The following is a 17,037-nucleotide window of genomic DNA, read 5'->3' on the forward strand; positions in this document are numbered from 1 at the left end:
ATGGCAACAATAAAAATTGACTGTTTTTAAAACAATAAACGGTTCTCAGCTTCAAATCAATTTGACCTCTAAAACTGTTCTAACTATGATGAAGCCACGAGTTGATCTCAACTGGTTTTGAACCTGAAAAAGTTATGCCAGATATGGATAATGCAAAACAACAATCACGAGTAGATATATGTCGCTTTATCATTATTTAGTTTTTTTAGGGGGATTATTATTTGTATCGATTGCCTCTGCTGGCTATAAAAGTAATGCACACCGTGATTTTTACTCAAAATGCATCGCAGCTGGACATAGCCGTTCAACCTGTCTGTGTATTTATCATCGTTTAGAACGTCAATACTCCCCTAAGCTCATGCATAAACTTGGAAGTTTAAGCCTTCAAAGCCCCGAAGTACCACGTGATTTTGTGAAAACCATGATGCGTACCATGCAACAGTGCAGATCATAATTTTTCTATTTTTTAAGCCACATCCACGCTAACACCCCAGCCATACATAAAATTGTCGGATAGACAAACCACGGATGTGGAATGGTCCAAATCATCAGTCCCGCAGCCAGACTCATGCTCAACGTCGAGATGTATTTTGCCTTTTTAGGAATACGCCGATTTTCTTGCCACTCACGAATGAGTGGACCGATATAACGATGATTTCGAAACCATTGATGAAGTTTTTCAGAGCCACGAGCCGCAAAGAAAACAGCCAAAATTATAAAATCAACGGTGGGTAAACCCGGAATAAAAATACCCAATATGCCAAGTGCAATACACAACCAAGCCAAACCAATAAACACCCAACGCGCCCAAACAGAACGGGCAAGCTTACTGACTGATTGAGCAGGTGCTAACGACTGCTCATGTTTTACGATTGCATTTACTTGATTGAGTTTGTCCATATCGGGTATTCCCTTTATCCACTATTTATTATTTCAATTCATCAAGCTGATCAAGCGCCTGACCAAAATATCCAAAGGCATCTAACGCTCCCTGAACGACTCGGTCTTGTTGGGTTTGGTCAAAGCCTGTTTCATCAAGTGCTTGAACAAAACGTTTCCAAACTTTAGCGCGCCCTTCGGGATAAGCAGCTAAATTACGCGCAGCAAACGTTTCAGAAAAACCCAAATGTTTTTGAGCTTCTTTAAATAAAAATGCAGCCCCTAAAGTTGAACCTTCAGACACATAAATCCAACCTAAAGCTTCGGGTAGCTGTACGTTTTCACTGTGTAATTGCTGTTCGTTGGGTTGAATACCCAAATCATTTAAATCGGCAAGTGCTTGTTTTGAGCGGCCACGAATATCAAGGTCTGGAATCAGTCCTGCAACACCCTCTTTTTCAAAAAGATGTTCAATTTCACGCTGAAAGTAATATTGAGACAACGTAAATTGCGCGTATTTTTCTTTACTTGAAAATACCTTTGCCTGTGACATTAATTGATGCATACGTTCATGTTCAGCAGCGGTTTCTTGTTTCAAACGTAAAGACAAGCTGTTGCTAATGATTTGGTCTGTAGATGAGTTCATCATCTTTCTCCTGCAAAATGGATATCGCTCATCGGTTAACGGCCCCGATTGAGTTTGAGTTGGACTGGGAAATCCACAACAATAGTCACGGCTCGACCGTTAATTTTGTGGGGTTTAAATCTGGATTTACGTGTAGCTTGCATGACCCGTTCATCAAGGCTTTGAATGCCCGAACTTTGACGTAATTGGATGTCGATCGGCTGCCCTTTTTCGTTAATGCGAATCCGAAGCTCAACCAAACGATTTTGTTGTTTTAACTCGCGGTCATCATAGTCAAGCCCGCCAAAACTCAGCACATCCACACTACTCACCTGAACAACGTCATCGTGTTCAACTTGAGTGCTCGGTGCTTTGGAATACTCTTGCTGCGTTGCAGGTGTTTTGACGCCGCCACTTTTTGTTTCGGTATTGGTGTTTTGTGGCAAATGCTCAGTTTGCGTTTGTTCAAAGTCTGTCGAACTCAGTTTTTTATCATTATGAACCGCTAGCCTTTCTGTACGCTGCAATGGTTGGAGCGAAGTTGAATTGTTTAAAGTCGTTTTTGATGGTACTTGCTGTTTGTCATTTAAATTATTTTGCACGACCTCTTTAGAGGCAGTTTTTGACGCTAATGTTTGAACATTTGTAGGCGAGTTTTTTGATTCTTCAGGTACTGAAGATACCGAACTGTTTAATGTAGATTTAGGCGTTACACTTTTTTTAGGTTGGCTTTCGGTCTTTTCAGCCGATGGCTTTTTAGCAGGTGCCAATGACACAAAACTTACTTTTAATGCATCTACTTTTGGCGATGCTTGAAAAGTATAAGGTTCAATTAAATGACTCAGCATCCAGACAACAAACACATGCAGACCAATCACCACAACTACGGTTAAGCACTTATAAAAATGCTTCGGCCCCTGTGGTAAAGGCAACATAACCATCGGCTTATGTGTAGGGAATAAAGATTTTGATTTCATGACTTATTCCCTAAAAACGATGCTCAAGCTTGAGACTAATGTTGTGTTTATCGTAGGAATACAGCCAATCGACATTGCTTTTATTTTGGTTATAGCGATAGGTTAAATTAGGCGTCATGCCATAAAACTCAAAGCGCGGCATTTGCACAACAAAGGTATAGTTCTGTTCAAAATCATGACGACGAGCTAAGTAACTTACAGCGTATTTGTCAAACTGACGCCAACGGTAAGAACTTAACAAAGTGGTGTTAAATCCTGTGCTCCAAGATTTGCTTAAGCCTAATCGTACGCCTTGCTGTTCGTAGGCAGCTACATATTTTTCTTGTGCAGAATGGTCAACTACATCTAGACCACCAAAAACAGTCCACTGGTCTGGAAAAATCTTCCAGAAAGTGGCAAAAGCTGAATTTTCTATACCATCAAAGCTTTTATATTTCTGATAATTAAAATCTTTTCTTTCAGCTTCAAGCTTAAAGGCTTTATCTGACGAGATAAAATGCATCCACTCGGCACGCGCCCCCCACGCATTATAAAGGCCATCGTTGCCATAACGTTTATGTTCAAAAAGTGGACTCACCCCAATTTGATTTTTTAAGTCAAAGTAGCTATAGCCTGCATTAATGTTAATGGTAGATTCATTAAATGCCGCGTGGTCGTTATAGGACTGTCCAAACGCCAGCGCACGTAAAGCCACGCCATTATGCCCTTCAATCGCATAGCGTTTGATAAGACTGGCTTCGTAATCTAAGCCCGTTGCTGACACAGGTTTAGGACTATCACGAGTAACTTTCTGAGACCCAATAATCTTACCGTCCTTATCTGTCTGATAACTCATCCATGTTTTGCTCTGTTCAGACGAACTATTTAAATTACTGACATAGGTATAACCCGCTGAAACAGAGCCTTGCCAAGAGTCTCGTTTTTTTAGTGCTTGAACAAAGGTATTCACTGTGGTTAAAACACCAGACGGGATTACCGCAGGGTCACTTTGTTTCAGTTTGTCTTGAATGGAAATAAAAAGGCGTGCTGCTTCCTTATTTTTCTGTTGTTCAAACAGCACGCGCGCTAACTCAAGTTCACAAATTAAATTATGAGGTTGTTGTTTTAGGCTGCTTTGAAATTTTTGTTCAGCCAATTTCAGTTGACCCTGAGAACGTGCAACTGCCCCTTCGGCAAAGTCGGTTAAAGCCCGATCGTAGCCAACATATTTCTTATAATGTTCTAAATAAACCGTGGCTTTGAGCCACTGTTTTTGCATGACTGCCAAATATAATGCCTTGGCAAGATCATTCTGGTTTTGTTCAACACTGTATTCTTGTCCATTAATTTGAAGTTTTGGTAATTGCTCGGTACTACGAATGGTTCCCTGCTCATGAAACTGTCGCTGTTCTTGTAAAAGTGTTTGGTCCAAGCTTTGATTAAGGCGAAGCTGTGTGTCTTCGTCGGCATATAAAAATGGACAACTCAACAATGTCAGACAGCACAAAAGCGTTCGTTTCATAAAACAATAAACCTGAAGCAACCAAGCAAAAGCCCAAAAAACAAAAGGAATCTACGTGTGTAGATTCCTTTTGCATTCATTAATTTTTAGCACCGCCAAAAGCAGTGTTGTAAGACACGTTATCAAACTGGGCAATACCCGCTAAAGCCGACGCATTTGCACCAAAGAATTGACCTTGAACCACACCAGAGTTGTCGACACCAGCCGTACCGTTAGCCGTTGCCAAACCTGCAAACGCAGCAGTACCCGGGTTAAATGCCACACCATCTAGGCTTAATGATGAAACAGCTGTACCTGTTCCTGTAAGCGTTCCTTCAAGTGTGCCCGCGCCATAATTTGCCGTGAACGTACCACTTAACAGATTACTTCCAGAACCGTTAATCCCTGCAACGGTATAAGTTGCAGTACCCGAAGTTGGGACAGTGGTATTGGTGTTATCACCCGCGTAGTAAACGGTATGGCTCGCGCTTGCCGGTGTGTCGCCCGCTTTCCACCATTCACCAAAATAGACTTCCTGTGTGCCCACCTGACCAAAGTTAAAATTACCTAATGCACTGTGTGAAGGTGGCATTGCAGACACTGGAATATGCGAAATATTAAAGGTTTTGCTGCCAACCGTTACATTGGTGTTACTCGTTCCCTGAGCAGCAAAAGCCTGAGCCAAACCTTTTAACGAACTAAAACCTGTAAAAGCGTTATATGGCGCACCCGCAGCTTGAACCGATACCGCTGACACACCACCCGGATGGCTTGTATTGGCAGCAGCACCAATTTTGATGTTACTTTCATTACTCGAAATACCATCAATACCTGCATAAGCAAATGCAGTTGAACAAGCAACAAGACCCAAGAACAATTGAGAGATTTTCATTTGTTGTTACTCCATCTTTTTTAAAACTAAGTTATTGTTTAATTTAAAATAACGATTTCGCTATTTTTAGTTTATTGAGTAGGCCCAGCTGCAAACCTACTCAGTTTTTTGTAAATAATAATCATTCAATCTTATTATTTACCGTTACCTGACTCCCCTTTTATGTATGTGTAGAGGGAATCAAATTCTGTTTAAAATTTGGTGGTCCAACTAATTTTCATCGTTCGGCCAGGTGCGGCCATGGCACTACGGGTTAAAGGATCGATATAAAATTGGTTAGAAAGATTACTGCCGACAAATTCAACCGTGTTGTAGTTATCGACCTGATAACGCGCATAGGCATCAAAAATCCACGTGTCATCCCAAGCCAAAGGCACATTGAGGTAATAGCCTTTATTGACGCTAGCATCATTGTTTTTGCGTAACGGGCTTTCATAAGCTTTATAGAATGTTGCACGTGCACCGAGCTCTAACTTTTCATCAAAAAAGCGTGCTCCAAGCAAACCGTGAAAACTCAGTTCAGGTGTGGCCATGGTTACCAAGTAGCCATTTGGGAAACCATCATCGACACAACGCTGATACGGTTCACGGAACTCAAGGCCCTGCTCGGTTTGAACCGTGCCGCCTAAAATCATTTTGTTAATGGCACTATTGGTGTCACACACTTCATTTTTTAAGTTATAGGCCACGCTCAAGTCTGTGAAGAAACCACCATTATCAAAACGGCTTTGTAACTCTAAACCTGATAGCTTTTGCTCATCCATATTGGTAAAAATAAGGTTTTGATCACGCTCAATCACATTTTTGGTTTTGTTGTAGTAATAGGCGAGCTTAATGTCAGCATTGCGCGCTGTGCTGAACCAATCGCGCATGTCATAGACATAGCCCACTTCATAGTTAAAAGCGTGTTCAGGTTTGATTGCTTGATATGGCAACATGGCAGAAAAACCGACAGTGCTTTCAAACAAACTTGGTAAACGATATTCCTCTGCATAGCGTGCATAGATTCTGCTATTTGGCGTAAGGTGAATTGAGGCGCCTAATTGCGGTGCCCAGCCGCTATCTTTAACTTTATCGGCAGACTCAACCGGAACTTGGTCTACCACTGACATAAAGTTCCCGCCAGTTACGACGTACTTTTGTCCAGAGGCATTGAGCTGGTTTAAAGGATTATCGGCAAGCGACAATTGCCCATTCGCATCTGCTTTCCAGCTCAGCGTATTTTTCTGTGACCAGATCATGCTATACAAATTGCTCTCTGACGCAGGCACAGTGTCGAGCTGCCCATCCCAATCAGGATTTTTTGTGGCATAGCGCTGTTTTAAAATATTGATTAAACGCTGCTGAGTCGAGGTGTAACTCTCAGGCATGGTCTGATATTCAAAGGTATATTCTTTAAGTCTACTTTTTTTGGTAAACAGCGGATTTAAACTCGGGTCAATCTCGCTCTGCAAAGACTTATTTAAAAAGTCATCAACAGCCCAATACGAACGATAACGCATGCCCGCATCAAAACTTAACCAAGACAACGGTCTATAATTAAAGTTAAAGTCGAACGTTTTTTCCTCACGGCGCCCTGCTCGTGGCAGTGCCTGATAGAGCGAATAACTTGGGCCAAATTCGCCATATATATCATCGGACGTTAGTTTTTCTTTTAAGAAACTTCCACCGAGCGTCAAATCAAGCTGGTCTAACAAACGGGTTTTATTACTGACCGTAATGCCTTTACGCGTATTGTCAGAATGGCTTATCGCCGTGTTAATAATGGTGTTATCTCGAAAATCGATTGTGGTTGGCCATCCACCACGTGTGTATGTCTGGCTTTCGGTGTCGGTTTGCCAAATGTTGGCATAGAAATCAACCCAGCGATTATTCTCAGGCTTAAACTTATATTCGAGGCTATAGGCTTTAGAGTGAATATTGCTTAAAGGCCACTGCGGAACCCCTAAGTCAGGCGTAATGCCCCAAACAATACGAGATGGCATAATTTCACCAAAAATATTTTTGGTATCTCGGTAAGTCAGTTTAAGAGTCTGGTTATCGGTTGGACGATAGGTCCCTTTTAATAACCACGACTCCATATGACTTGAAGTGTTGGGAACTTCATCGCCCGGTTGATAGGCATAGGCAAAGTAAGGAATAAAATCGAGGCTGCTGTCTGGTGTCGCTCGTTTATAGTAGCCCGCGCCATGTGTGCCCGAAAAATAATTGCCGCGCTCACGTACTGCATAAACTGCCAGTAAATCGAATTTATCTTGCTTGGTGGCAATTGCCAGTCGGCCCGCTAAGTCATCGCCCGAGAAATTAGAGTTATCACTTCTGGTACGGTTCTTTTTATAGATATCGGGGTCATATTTAGCCCCATTCATGTCGATCCAAGGCGTTGTGTCATCGTAGTTTTGACCCACTCTACTCATGTCTGGCAAAGACGGATCAATTGAGTTGGTTGAACCTTCTACTTTTAACTCGGCACCAAAAGACTTACCCGGACGAACAATATCATCGGCCTCTAGCGTTTTAACGACTACACCGCCGCCCACAGAAGTCGTGGTATTGCGCTCTAAAGATGGGCCTTTAATGACTTCAATGCCCGCAATCAGATTGGGGTCGATATAGTTTCGGTTGTTTACCCCGTTGTAACCACGCCACACGGCAATCGACTGTTCGGTGCCATCAATGGTTAAAGGCACACGGCCAACACCCTGCACACCACGTACACTTGGGTCGAGCGCGCCACTATTACGGGCATCGCCGCTATAGACTCCCACCATGCCTTGTAAAACATCGGCAGGGTTAGTTCCTTTAAAGCGTTCGACATAGTCTTTGCCCGCATAGACCGAAGAACGGTTTGCGTCATAAACTTTGTTATAGCCTTCTGTGTCACGGTCTTCTTTGCCGTACACCACAATTGGCGTAAGTCGTACCGATGCATCTTCTTCAATTACGGCACTACTTGGCGGCAGGCTAGCGGCCTGAACCTTAGATGAACTTACCCGAGGCGTAGATTTTTTGCTGAGTGTGTAGCCCTGCCCAACCTTTACAGCATTAAATTCGGTTGATTTTAAAAGCTGCTCAAAACCTTGCTCGACAGCAAAATTGCCTTTTAAGCCTAGGCTATGCAACCCTTGGAGTTGCTGAGCATCCATTGCAATTGAAGTACCCGATTGTTCGGCAAACTGATTCAGTACGTTAGCAAGGCGACCAGCAGGAATGTTATAGCTTTTAACTCCGGCTGTTTGTGCATAGGCCTGCTGCATAGGCAGCGTAACAAGTCCACCCATCGACACAGCATGTATCGCAAACGCCAGTGTTGAAAATCGAAAAATCGATCGATTCCGCTTTTGCCCCGTTCCCACTTTTTTCATTTGCCCCGCCCCAGTAAATCGTAATAAGAATCATTTAATACAACTAATTAAAATGATCCATATTTATTGCTTCTACTTACTATGACGAACGACTTTCAAAAAAGTGGAACCTAAAATCGAAAATAAATTTAATTTTTTATTATTTTAAAGAAACCATGACCACAAACGGTGTGATTTGCTTAATTTTCAGGTCAGGAAAAACCGTAGCCAAAAGCTTAAGCGATTCTGTAGTTTGGTCTAAAGGCAACACAGCATTGACCCGCACATGTTGCAACGCCGCATCATTAAAAATAATTTTGCCTTTGTAGTTGCGGTCTAGCTCTTGTAGTACTTGATTCAGCGGCAGATTTTCTACCATAAGCTGATGCTTTTGCCATTTTTGCTGTTCGTTATAAACATTCAGTGCAGGCAGTTTTTGTACGCCATTTTTGTCCATTTTAATGGCTTGCCCTGCTTCAACAATCGCCTGACGAGTCGCATGTAATTGGAGCGTTTTAACCTGTGTAGCTTCTACTTTTACCTTTGAGTGCAACATTTTGAGTTCGGTTGCCGAAGGGTCATAACTGACGCTAAAAGCTGTGCCGAGTGCCTGAATTTGCCCATGACTGGTTTTGACCAAAAAAGGTCTGGTCTTATCTTTAGCAACATCGACATAAATTTGACCTTGCACCAACTCAACCACTCGCTGGTTGGTTTTAAAATCAAGATTGACTGCGCTTTTGCCACGTAAAATTAAACGTGAGCCGTCTGGTAAGGTTTGCGTAGTCCACTGCCCCGATTGCCCGTGTATGTCGGCCGTAACATAGGCCACGGTGGTGTCAGTTAAATAAAATAACGCCCCACTCATGGCAACAAAGACAACCGCAAAAGCTGTTCCTGCACGTAAATGTTTATAGGCTTTGCCTGAGTTTAGACCAGCCTTAAGGGCAACCTTGGTGACTTTTTTATGTCCGCTGGTTTGAGAAAGTTTTTGAATTGAACCTATACACTGTTCAATATCGGCAGCCACTTGGCGGTGTTGCTCACTGGTTTTTTTCCACTCTTCAAATTTTTGATTGGCGGTTTTTCGTGAGCTTTCATCATCCGAACTCAGTTGAACAATCCAATGCGCGGCTTCTTCAACCAGTTGGTGATGTTTGCTTTTGTCCATGGCCATTTAAATACAGGCATCCATGTCTTGTCTGTTTTGGTAGCACTGAATTAAACAGCTCGCCAAATATTTTTGAATCATTTTAGTCGACACACTTAAACGCTCGGCAATTTCTTTATGGGTATAGCCTTCGAGGTAATGCAAAATAAAAGCTTGCTGTGCTTTTTCAGAAACCCCTTCGAGTGATTTGCAAAGCTGGTTAATCGCTTGAATAATTTGCATTTGCTCTTCGGGTGAAGCCACCGCATCAAGCATATATTCCATTTGACTCAAGCCATCTAAATAGGCCTGTTCAATGCGTTTACGGCGCACTTGGTCTATCAGCAGGTTTTTAGCAATTGAGGTTAAATAGGCACGCGGTTCCTTAATGCCGAATAGCTCGTCACGCGTTTGTAGCAGTTTAATAAATGTGTCCTGAACCAGATCTGCGGCCTGATCAGTATTACCTAATTTTTGTCTCAACCATTGGTGAAGCCAGCTTTGGTGACTTCTATACAACTGATCTACAAGCAAAGAAGTTTTGTTCACAGCAATTGGACTCAAAACAAGGAACCCACAAATGATAATAATTATCATTTAAACAAGTCAAGCAATAATTCAAGTAAAACTTAAATCACTGTTTAATAAATTGAATTAATTGCCCGCTCGTATTGCTGCACTTCTCTTAAAGCAAATCGGCAAGATTTCTAATTTGTAGAGTCTTTAATAAAAAAAAATAAAACGATATATAAAGATTAAAAACCGTAGCATGTATTTATTAATTACCATTTTATATTTTAGAGTAAGCTAAGCGTTTAGTTTAACTTTATTATCTTTATTAATTTACCCACTTAAATAGATTAACTTTTGAGTTTAATTAAAATATAAATCCATATTTAAAATTTTTATAATATTTTATTTAAATTGAATTGACCTGTTAAAAACTTATGATTATTATGGTCTCGCTGGCACACATTGCCAGTCGGTTTTGACAGACCGTTTTACATACAGCACATCAGATTTATCCTTCTGAGGGAGAAATTTGTGTGAAAACCACCGTCCCCCTCATGTTGCGGTAGGGCGGAAGGGGGACACCTTTGGGTGTGCTGGTTCTGTATGTCCGGTCTGTCAACCCCTTTTCGTTCTACCACCATAATCAATTGACGGTGATCTTTGGTGGTAGAGCTCCATAAATTTTAAGGAGTTGACCATGCCAATATATAAACATATTCCCTTTCCCCTATAAAATTTTATTTATTTAAAATTTAGGCTTTCTCTCACCTAAAATATTTTAAATTTATAAATAATTTTATTTTAAAATTTCAATCATTTTATTTTCCTGTATTTCAGGCGGGTTAACTATTCCTTTTTAAAATGATTTTAATACTTTAAATATATGCGGCTTATTTTTTATTAATAACATAGTGAAAATTATCACGAGAATAATATGAAACTTTATAAACCTATTTTGGCTTTAAGCTTTTTAATAGGCGATTACGGTGTTTCTGGTTGCAACATTCACACTCAGCAGGATTTTGAAGAAATTTGCCTGTCTGGTGGGCACACCCAAACCAGTTGTGACTGTATTTACCAACGGCTTGAAGAAGCGTATTCGCCTCAGCTCATGCAACGTCTAGAACATGTCAGTTTGCAAAGTCCTGCTCTCCCACAGGACTTTGCCCCTACTTTTTTTAGCGTGATGCGACGATGCGATAAAGACGACATGGGCTAAGCGTTTGGCTTAGCTCCCTTATCTCTGTGTTGCAATGGTGAATGACTTTAAATCAGCGCAAAAAATTAAAGTTCTGTTGTGGCACGGGGGCCTAGGAATATGGGTGGAGATTAACATACACAATACTTTTTATTAGGCATAATCATTGATTATTGTTTAATCAACTAGATTTAAATCATATTCTTAAATTCTAAAAAAGACATAAAAATATTATATAAATAAAATGATTAAAAGGTCAAAGCCTAGATTTCAAATACCGATGACAAAACATCTTCGGCCTGATTTCGTTTTATCTGCCATTCCAGAGATATCCATATTTTCTCAAGGAAATCTGTATTTTGAGTATTCAAAAATTCATATAAGCGAAACCACCAAAAGCTCCACTCAGCATTTCTACAATCCGAAGGTAAACTTGAATGCCTTTTCAGTTGCGCTAAGAAATCATTAAAGTCATTAGGTCTTAATTGTGAATCTATTTGCTCATAAAAACGTGTAGTTAAATAGTGGTTAACTCTTCCTGATATCTGATAAACACTATCCCAAATTTGGATTTTATCTTCAATATTAGGTGTCAATTTTGAAAATGCTAACTTTATTTCTACTACAGGACTATTCAGATCTTCACCTAATAACATTTTGGTTTTCACAAAACTACAACATGCATTACGTAATGGTGTTAAAGGATAAAAAGCTTTTCTTCTTAATTTAGTTGTTGGGCAAACTAATAAATCTTTAGCACCTTTTGCCTTACTATTACAAATATGGCATGTTGGAATAAAATTCCCAGGATGAACTGTAAAAGCAGGATATTTATCTTTACATAAAATATGGTCATAATCTGCACGCCATTGATTTATTGCTCTAACACCAGTTCTATTTTGCGAAAGTAGTGTTGTTCCGCAGATCCAGCATAGTTCGCTATTAAATCTTATAAAATTTTGATAATGCTCCTCAATTGATTCACCAGCCTGCTTTTTAATATCGGCCAAATCTTTTGTCTCATTATAGAGAAAGGTCGTTAAGCTTTTTAAAGCCTTATGTACATCATTTGAAAATAATGGAAGCTCAAGAGTTACATTATTAAAGAAACTATAAATATCTTGTGCATTTAAAATTTGGTTATAGATTGCTTGGCGATCAGCAATATCTTTTGGTAAAACATCCCAAATTTCTTTAAATTTATTCCTTGTTAATTTATTTGTCCAACACGCACTTTTTTTTACATTTGACTCTAGATCAAAACTAGTAAATAAATGATGTGTAAAATTACGAGCATGAATACTTTTATCAAGAAAATGTAAAAGCTCTCTATTCAGAATATCAAATACTTTACATTGAGGAGTATTAGGATGAATAGGAAATAACATTAGTTTTCAAGCTTCTTCAACAAATATGCCTTTTCCATTGAATCGCCAAGCTCTTTATTAATCCAATCCATTAAGGAGTTTTTCCCTTCTAAGTTTCTGCTCAGATTCAATCTTTGATTAATATCATCAACGACAGTCTGTGAAATTAATGTTTTAAGCTCAAAAAAACTTTTAATAATAACATCAAAAGAAGCGCCATAAGTTTCTTCAGCAACTAGCTCTAGATCAATTAAACCATTATGATTTCGCTTAAAGAACAGAACATTTTCCTTTTTTAGTGAGGAAATCATAAAAGGTGAATGAGTTGAAATAAAATATTGCAACCAAGGATTAGGATCATTCTTAGGTGTATTAATAATCTCTTCTAAATAGCTATGAAAGTAAGTACGCCAAGCTGGGTTAAGATGCGTTTCGGGTTCATCTAGTAGGAATAAAACACGACTTTCTTTAAATATAGCACTCATCGCTAATATTTGAATCAGTTGAGCTTCACCATCAGACAGGTCTTCAAAAGCAATGATCTGCCCTCTTTCATCAGTTAATTGCAAAGAGTTTATTTTGATTGGAGCAGTCCACTTTTGTGGTTTTTTTATGCTCTTATCAAATTTATCTGAACGTAGCTCTTTCTTCATTTCACTTGGCCAAAATTCTGCCCCCAATAATTGAAGACGATACAATTTTTCAAAGAAAATTTTCGGTTCAAAAAAAATCTCCTTTAATTTACGTTGTAAAATTGGATCATGAAAATTTAAATAAATTTCTCCACGAAGATAATCGAGCTCAAATTGATTATAAAAATCATCAGATGTGCGATCTGATAGAGAAATAAAAAAAGCGCTATCTACACCACCAATACACTGAATTAATTTTTGAATATCTAATAAAGCACCTGGATCATATTTAAATTTCCGAAGATCATATTCAAACTGGACAGAAGAAATATTTTTGAACCGTTGCTTCTTATTAAAAATTTTTGCCTGTTCTTTTATAGTTAAAATACCCAAACTTGCTAACAATAAACATGTACTATCATGATCTAAATATTTCATCATTGGAACTGGCGTAGCTCTTAACCCTAAGCTCATACTATCAGAAACTTTTATATCATCGATTTCTGGAAAAACTCCTGAATATCTAACTTTATAATATGTATATATATCTTCAATTTTTTTATCAAAAAATCCGTCTGGATGATCACTTTCAAAAACAGATCTATATAGCTGTATATCTGTAATTTTTTCTTCAAATCTTCGTTTTGTATTCATTACATCCATATACTGGACTGCATTTTTCATAAATGCACGTTGAAGATTTTCATTAAGTCCAGATGAATATCCTATAATATGACTCGGAAGAGGTAATTCATTAAGTTCCTTAAAAGCATTTGTATTCCATCTAACATTACCATGGATATCAATCCAGACAGTGTACTCGTGACACTCCAATTCACCATCTATTTCTGATATAGAATAAACAAGCTTTACTTCAAAATTAAACCAGTTTCGTCTCTTAAAATCCTCACGCTGCCATCTCTCTAAATAAGCAAATGTTTCTGCCAATAATTCAAGCAATTGTGACTTGCCTGAGCCATTAAGACCAATTAAAGCAAGTATATTTCCTTCAGTATTTCGAAAATCGAAATACTGATCTTTTAGGCCCTTATATTGCCCAATTAGCTCTAAAGAAAGTAAACGCATTATATTTTATCTCGACCACGCTTTGTAGCAGGTTTAGCCGATCGTTCTGCTTTAATCCTCTCTAACAATGCTTCTGCACTGTTTTCAACACTGATTAACTCGGTATTAGCCTCACGCCATCCAGCAGTAAGCTCACCACGAAATGCTTTAGCAAGAATAGATTGAGTAAGATTATTTACTCTGTTTAAGGCTGAATGAACATATCTATCAATCACATCAGCATTATTAAATAGTTTATCAATACACAGTACCACTTCTCTCTGCTCTTCAATTGAAGGTACCGGTAAAATAGCTTCTCTACATTGGGACAAAGAAATATTTACCTGCCCAACACTACCTTTAGTTTCTGGCATAACATCGCGTACAAGAGCACCTTCGCATAATACATAATACAAATATTTATGGTCTAACAGCTCTTTTTTTACACGAAATAAGGTAATTGCTTGATTCAAATTCCATTCAGGAAATTGATTTGTCAGAATAGCAACCTTCCCAAGAGGTGGCCCTACAATATTCATCAGGACATCATTCGGAAATGCTACAGACCTAGCAGATGATCCCTTACTATGCGTTTCAGATGTTATAAATTGAGGTTTATAATCGAAATTAATCTTTTGATCTACGATGTTATACACCTTTAAGAAAGGAACTGTTCCATCTTGATCAAAGGGGTTTTCTCTAGGCGTCGATCCACTTTGAACCTTTTCGCATACATTTTTTGCAGCTTCATATTTCCAAGTTTCAATTGTAATGCCTTTAGCAACACGCCACGCCTCAGTCAACTTTCCACTCACGGCAGCCGAAAGCACAGACTGGCGGAATTGTTTAAGAATCTCAGTGATACGTTCTAAACGAGCTTTAATACTTTCTACTTGAGCCAGTAAAGTATCAAGCTTATCTGCAATGATTTTTTGTTCAGCTAAAGAAGGTAATTGAATTTCTAAAAAATATGCATCTTCCCTATTTAAGCCAGGAATTGCGGTTGAACGATTGAGCTGCGTAAGAGGGAGAAATTTTAATAAGTAGTACCAGTAACTAATTGGTTGCCCATAAAGCTCATCTACATAATATGTGGTATCAATTGGGAAAAATGGTTGTTCTGACAACGTAACTTCGCCATAAGAACCTTTTCGTCCAATGATTAATCCTTGAGTTTTTACTAATGGTTGTGAATGTTCACCTACCACTCCATTAGATCCATATACAGGGAACCCCATATTATCACGATCTTTGGCGGGTAATGACTTCCCATATTTAAGCTCAATAATGTCGCCTAATTTAACATTCTGCCAGCCACTAACTAAACTGTTTGCAGACATTAATTAGCTCCTTCTAAAGTAGATAGCAATGTATCTAGTTCAGTTAGAGCACTTAAAAGCTCTGCTTTAGCCTCACGTACCAAAAACTCAGGTTCAGGCAAATTCGCAGCATCTACACTGTCTTTATCTTTAAGCCAGCTAATATCTAATGAATCACCCTTGTTCTCAGCAATCCACTCACGGCTAAAACAGCGCCAACGACTATGGGCTAGCTCTTTATCTACATTTCGGTTTGCATCATCATTCGCCAACTCTACCGATAAAGCATCAAAACTATACTCACCTTCTTGTCGTGAGCTAGTACCTTTAGGATCGTCACCATAAACATCCTCAAATGGCTTTAAATGTTGCTCTGTAAATGGTGTACGTTTACCAAAACTTGGCATGTTTGTACGCAAATCATAGACCCAAACTTGCTTAGTACAATTCTCTTCTTGGTATTTGTCTTCAACACTACCTTTAGTGAAAAACAGTACATTCGTTTTTACACCTTGTGCGTAAAAAATTCCTGTTGGTAAGCGTAAGATCGTATGTAGATTACATTTATTCATTAAATCCCGACGAATTTCTGTACCAGCACCAGACTCAAACAAAACATTATCAGGCAATACAACCGCTGCACGTCCACCCGGCTTCAAACCACGATAAATATGTTGTAAGAATGCTAATTGCTTATTACTGGTTGGGTAGGTTAAATCGCCACGAGTAATACTTGCCTCACCACCTTTAGATGTACCAAATGGTGGATTTGCCAAAATCACATCTACAGGTTTTAAATTTTCTCCAACTTGACCTAATGAATTACCCAGATGAATTACACCTTCATTATCACCTTCCATCCCGTGCAATAGACAGTTCATGAGTGCTAAGCGACGCGTACTTGGAACAAGCTCAACACCAATAAACGCTTGATTCTTTTGAAATGTTTGTTGCTGTGTTGTTAGATCATATAGATCATCTGTTTGTTCTTTAATATATTGATCAGCGGCAATTAAAAATCCAGCAGTACCCGCAGCAGGATCTTGAATCGTTTCCCCAGCTTGTGGTTTTAAACAACGCACCATACTGTTGATTAATGGCCGCGGGGTAAAGTATTGACCTGCACCAGATTTTGTTTCAGATGCATTCTTTTCTAATAAACCTTCGTATAAATCACCTAGACCATCTTTCGTGGCACTAAACCAATCAATCTGATCTAGTGTCTTAATCATTTGTTCTAAATGGCGTGGCTCTCGCAAACGTGTCTGCGCATCTGCATAGATAGCAGAAATTAGAGGGTCTTCATGAATTTGTTTTCCATTATGGTCTTTACCAGTTGATAGGCTCAATAAAATGCGCTTGTAATCATTAAGTAGATTTAGACCAGATTTTCCTTTTAAATCTTCCCAACGACATCCTTCAGGTAAAGGATGACTCTTTAACGTGCCAGCTTCAGTATTTTCATGAACCATTTTAATAAATAATAATAAAACCAGTTCAGTCACATAATCTGAGTAATTAATGCCATCATCGCGCAATACATCACACAGATTCCAGAGTTTTTGAACAATATCATTATTTGTCATGGTCAATCCA

Annotated in this window: 14 protein-coding genes; 2 read left to right on the forward strand and 12 right to left on the reverse strand. The window is 39.0% G+C overall.

The window, feature by feature from the left end:
• Nucleotides 1-178 precede the first annotated feature (178 nt).
• Complete coding sequence (locus tag MMY79_RS14805; RefSeq protein WP_151766819.1) at nt 179-454, forward strand: hypothetical protein; 276 nt, start codon at nt 179-181, stop codon at nt 452-454.
• Between the two features lie 5 nt (nt 455-459).
• Here MMY79_RS14805 and MMY79_RS14810 read toward each other — a convergent pair whose 3' ends face one another.
• The 8 genes from MMY79_RS14810 to MMY79_RS14845 form a co-directional block, all read right to left on the reverse strand.
• Nucleotides 460-900 carry a YbaN family protein gene (locus MMY79_RS14810; RefSeq protein WP_252609818.1) on the reverse strand — a complete coding sequence of 147 codons (441 nt, stop codon included), beginning with the start codon at nt 898-900 and terminating at the stop codon, nt 460-462.
• A gap of 28 nt (nt 901-928) precedes the next feature.
• Nucleotides 929-1,528 (reverse strand): biliverdin-producing heme oxygenase, encoded by a 600-nt coding sequence (locus MMY79_RS14815; RefSeq protein ID WP_080645590.1) that lies wholly within the window; start codon nt 1,526-1,528, stop codon nt 929-931.
• A 32-nt stretch (nt 1,529-1,560) separates the two neighbouring features.
• On the reverse strand, nt 1,561-2,481 hold the full coding sequence (locus MMY79_RS14820) for an energy transducer TonB (protein WP_252609820.1): 921 nt from the start codon (nt 2,479-2,481) through the stop codon (nt 1,561-1,563).
• A gap of 10 nt (nt 2,482-2,491) precedes the next feature.
• Nucleotides 2,492-3,958: a porin family protein gene (locus tag MMY79_RS14825; protein WP_252613535.1), complete on the reverse strand. Its 1,467-nt coding sequence runs from the start codon at nt 3,956-3,958 to the stop codon at nt 2,492-2,494.
• A 103-nt stretch (nt 3,959-4,061) separates the two neighbouring features.
• Nucleotides 4,062-4,853, reverse strand: a complete 792-nt coding sequence (locus tag MMY79_RS14830) for a Slam-dependent surface lipoprotein (RefSeq protein ID WP_252609822.1) — start codon at nt 4,851-4,853, stop codon at nt 4,062-4,064.
• 191 nt (nt 4,854-5,044) lie between these two features.
• The gene (locus MMY79_RS14835; RefSeq protein ID WP_289781505.1) at nt 5,045-8,218 is read right to left on the reverse strand and encodes a TonB-dependent receptor; all 3,174 of its coding nucleotides are present in this window, start codon (nt 8,216-8,218) and stop codon (nt 5,045-5,047) included.
• 139 nt (nt 8,219-8,357) lie between these two features.
• A complete protein-coding gene (locus tag MMY79_RS14840; RefSeq protein ID WP_252609824.1) occupies nt 8,358-9,374 on the reverse strand; it encodes a FecR domain-containing protein in 1,017 nt (338 codons plus the stop codon).
• A complete protein-coding gene (locus tag MMY79_RS14845) occupies nt 9,375-9,896 on the reverse strand; it encodes a sigma-70 family RNA polymerase sigma factor (RefSeq protein ID WP_080645750.1) in 522 nt (173 codons plus the stop codon).
• 898 nt (nt 9,897-10,794) lie between these two features.
• Here MMY79_RS14845 and MMY79_RS14850 point away from each other — a divergent pair.
• Nucleotides 10,795-11,079, forward strand: a complete 285-nt coding sequence (locus tag MMY79_RS14850) for a hypothetical protein (RefSeq protein WP_252609826.1) — start codon at nt 10,795-10,797, stop codon at nt 11,077-11,079.
• Between the two features lie 242 nt (nt 11,080-11,321).
• On the opposite strand, the gene MMY79_RS14855 is transcribed toward MMY79_RS14850, so the two are convergent.
• Genes MMY79_RS14855 through MMY79_RS14870 form a run of 4 tightly spaced genes read right to left on the reverse strand, consistent with a single transcriptional unit; the run spans nt 11,322 to nt 17,027 of the window.
• Complete coding sequence (locus tag MMY79_RS14855; RefSeq protein WP_252609828.1) at nt 11,322-12,446, reverse strand: hypothetical protein; 1,125 nt, start codon at nt 12,444-12,446, stop codon at nt 11,322-11,324.
• Nucleotides 12,446-14,143: an AAA family ATPase gene (locus MMY79_RS14860; protein ID WP_252609830.1), complete on the reverse strand. Its 1,698-nt coding sequence runs from the start codon at nt 14,141-14,143 to the stop codon at nt 12,446-12,448. Before MMY79_RS14860 ends, MMY79_RS14855 begins: the two co-directional genes overlap by 1 nt.
• Nucleotides 14,143-15,462, reverse strand: a complete 1,320-nt coding sequence (locus tag MMY79_RS14865; RefSeq protein WP_252609832.1) for a restriction endonuclease subunit S — start codon at nt 15,460-15,462, stop codon at nt 14,143-14,145. Before MMY79_RS14865 ends, MMY79_RS14860 begins: the two co-directional genes overlap by 1 nt.
• Complete coding sequence (locus tag MMY79_RS14870) at nt 15,462-17,027, reverse strand: N-6 DNA methylase (RefSeq protein ID WP_252609834.1); 1,566 nt, start codon at nt 17,025-17,027, stop codon at nt 15,462-15,464. Before MMY79_RS14870 ends, MMY79_RS14865 begins: the two co-directional genes overlap by 1 nt.
• Between the last annotated feature and the right edge of the window lie 10 nt (nt 17,028-17,037).

Source organism: Acinetobacter sp. XS-4 (assembly GCF_023920705.1).
Classification (GTDB): domain Bacteria; phylum Pseudomonadota; class Gammaproteobacteria; order Pseudomonadales; family Moraxellaceae; genus Acinetobacter.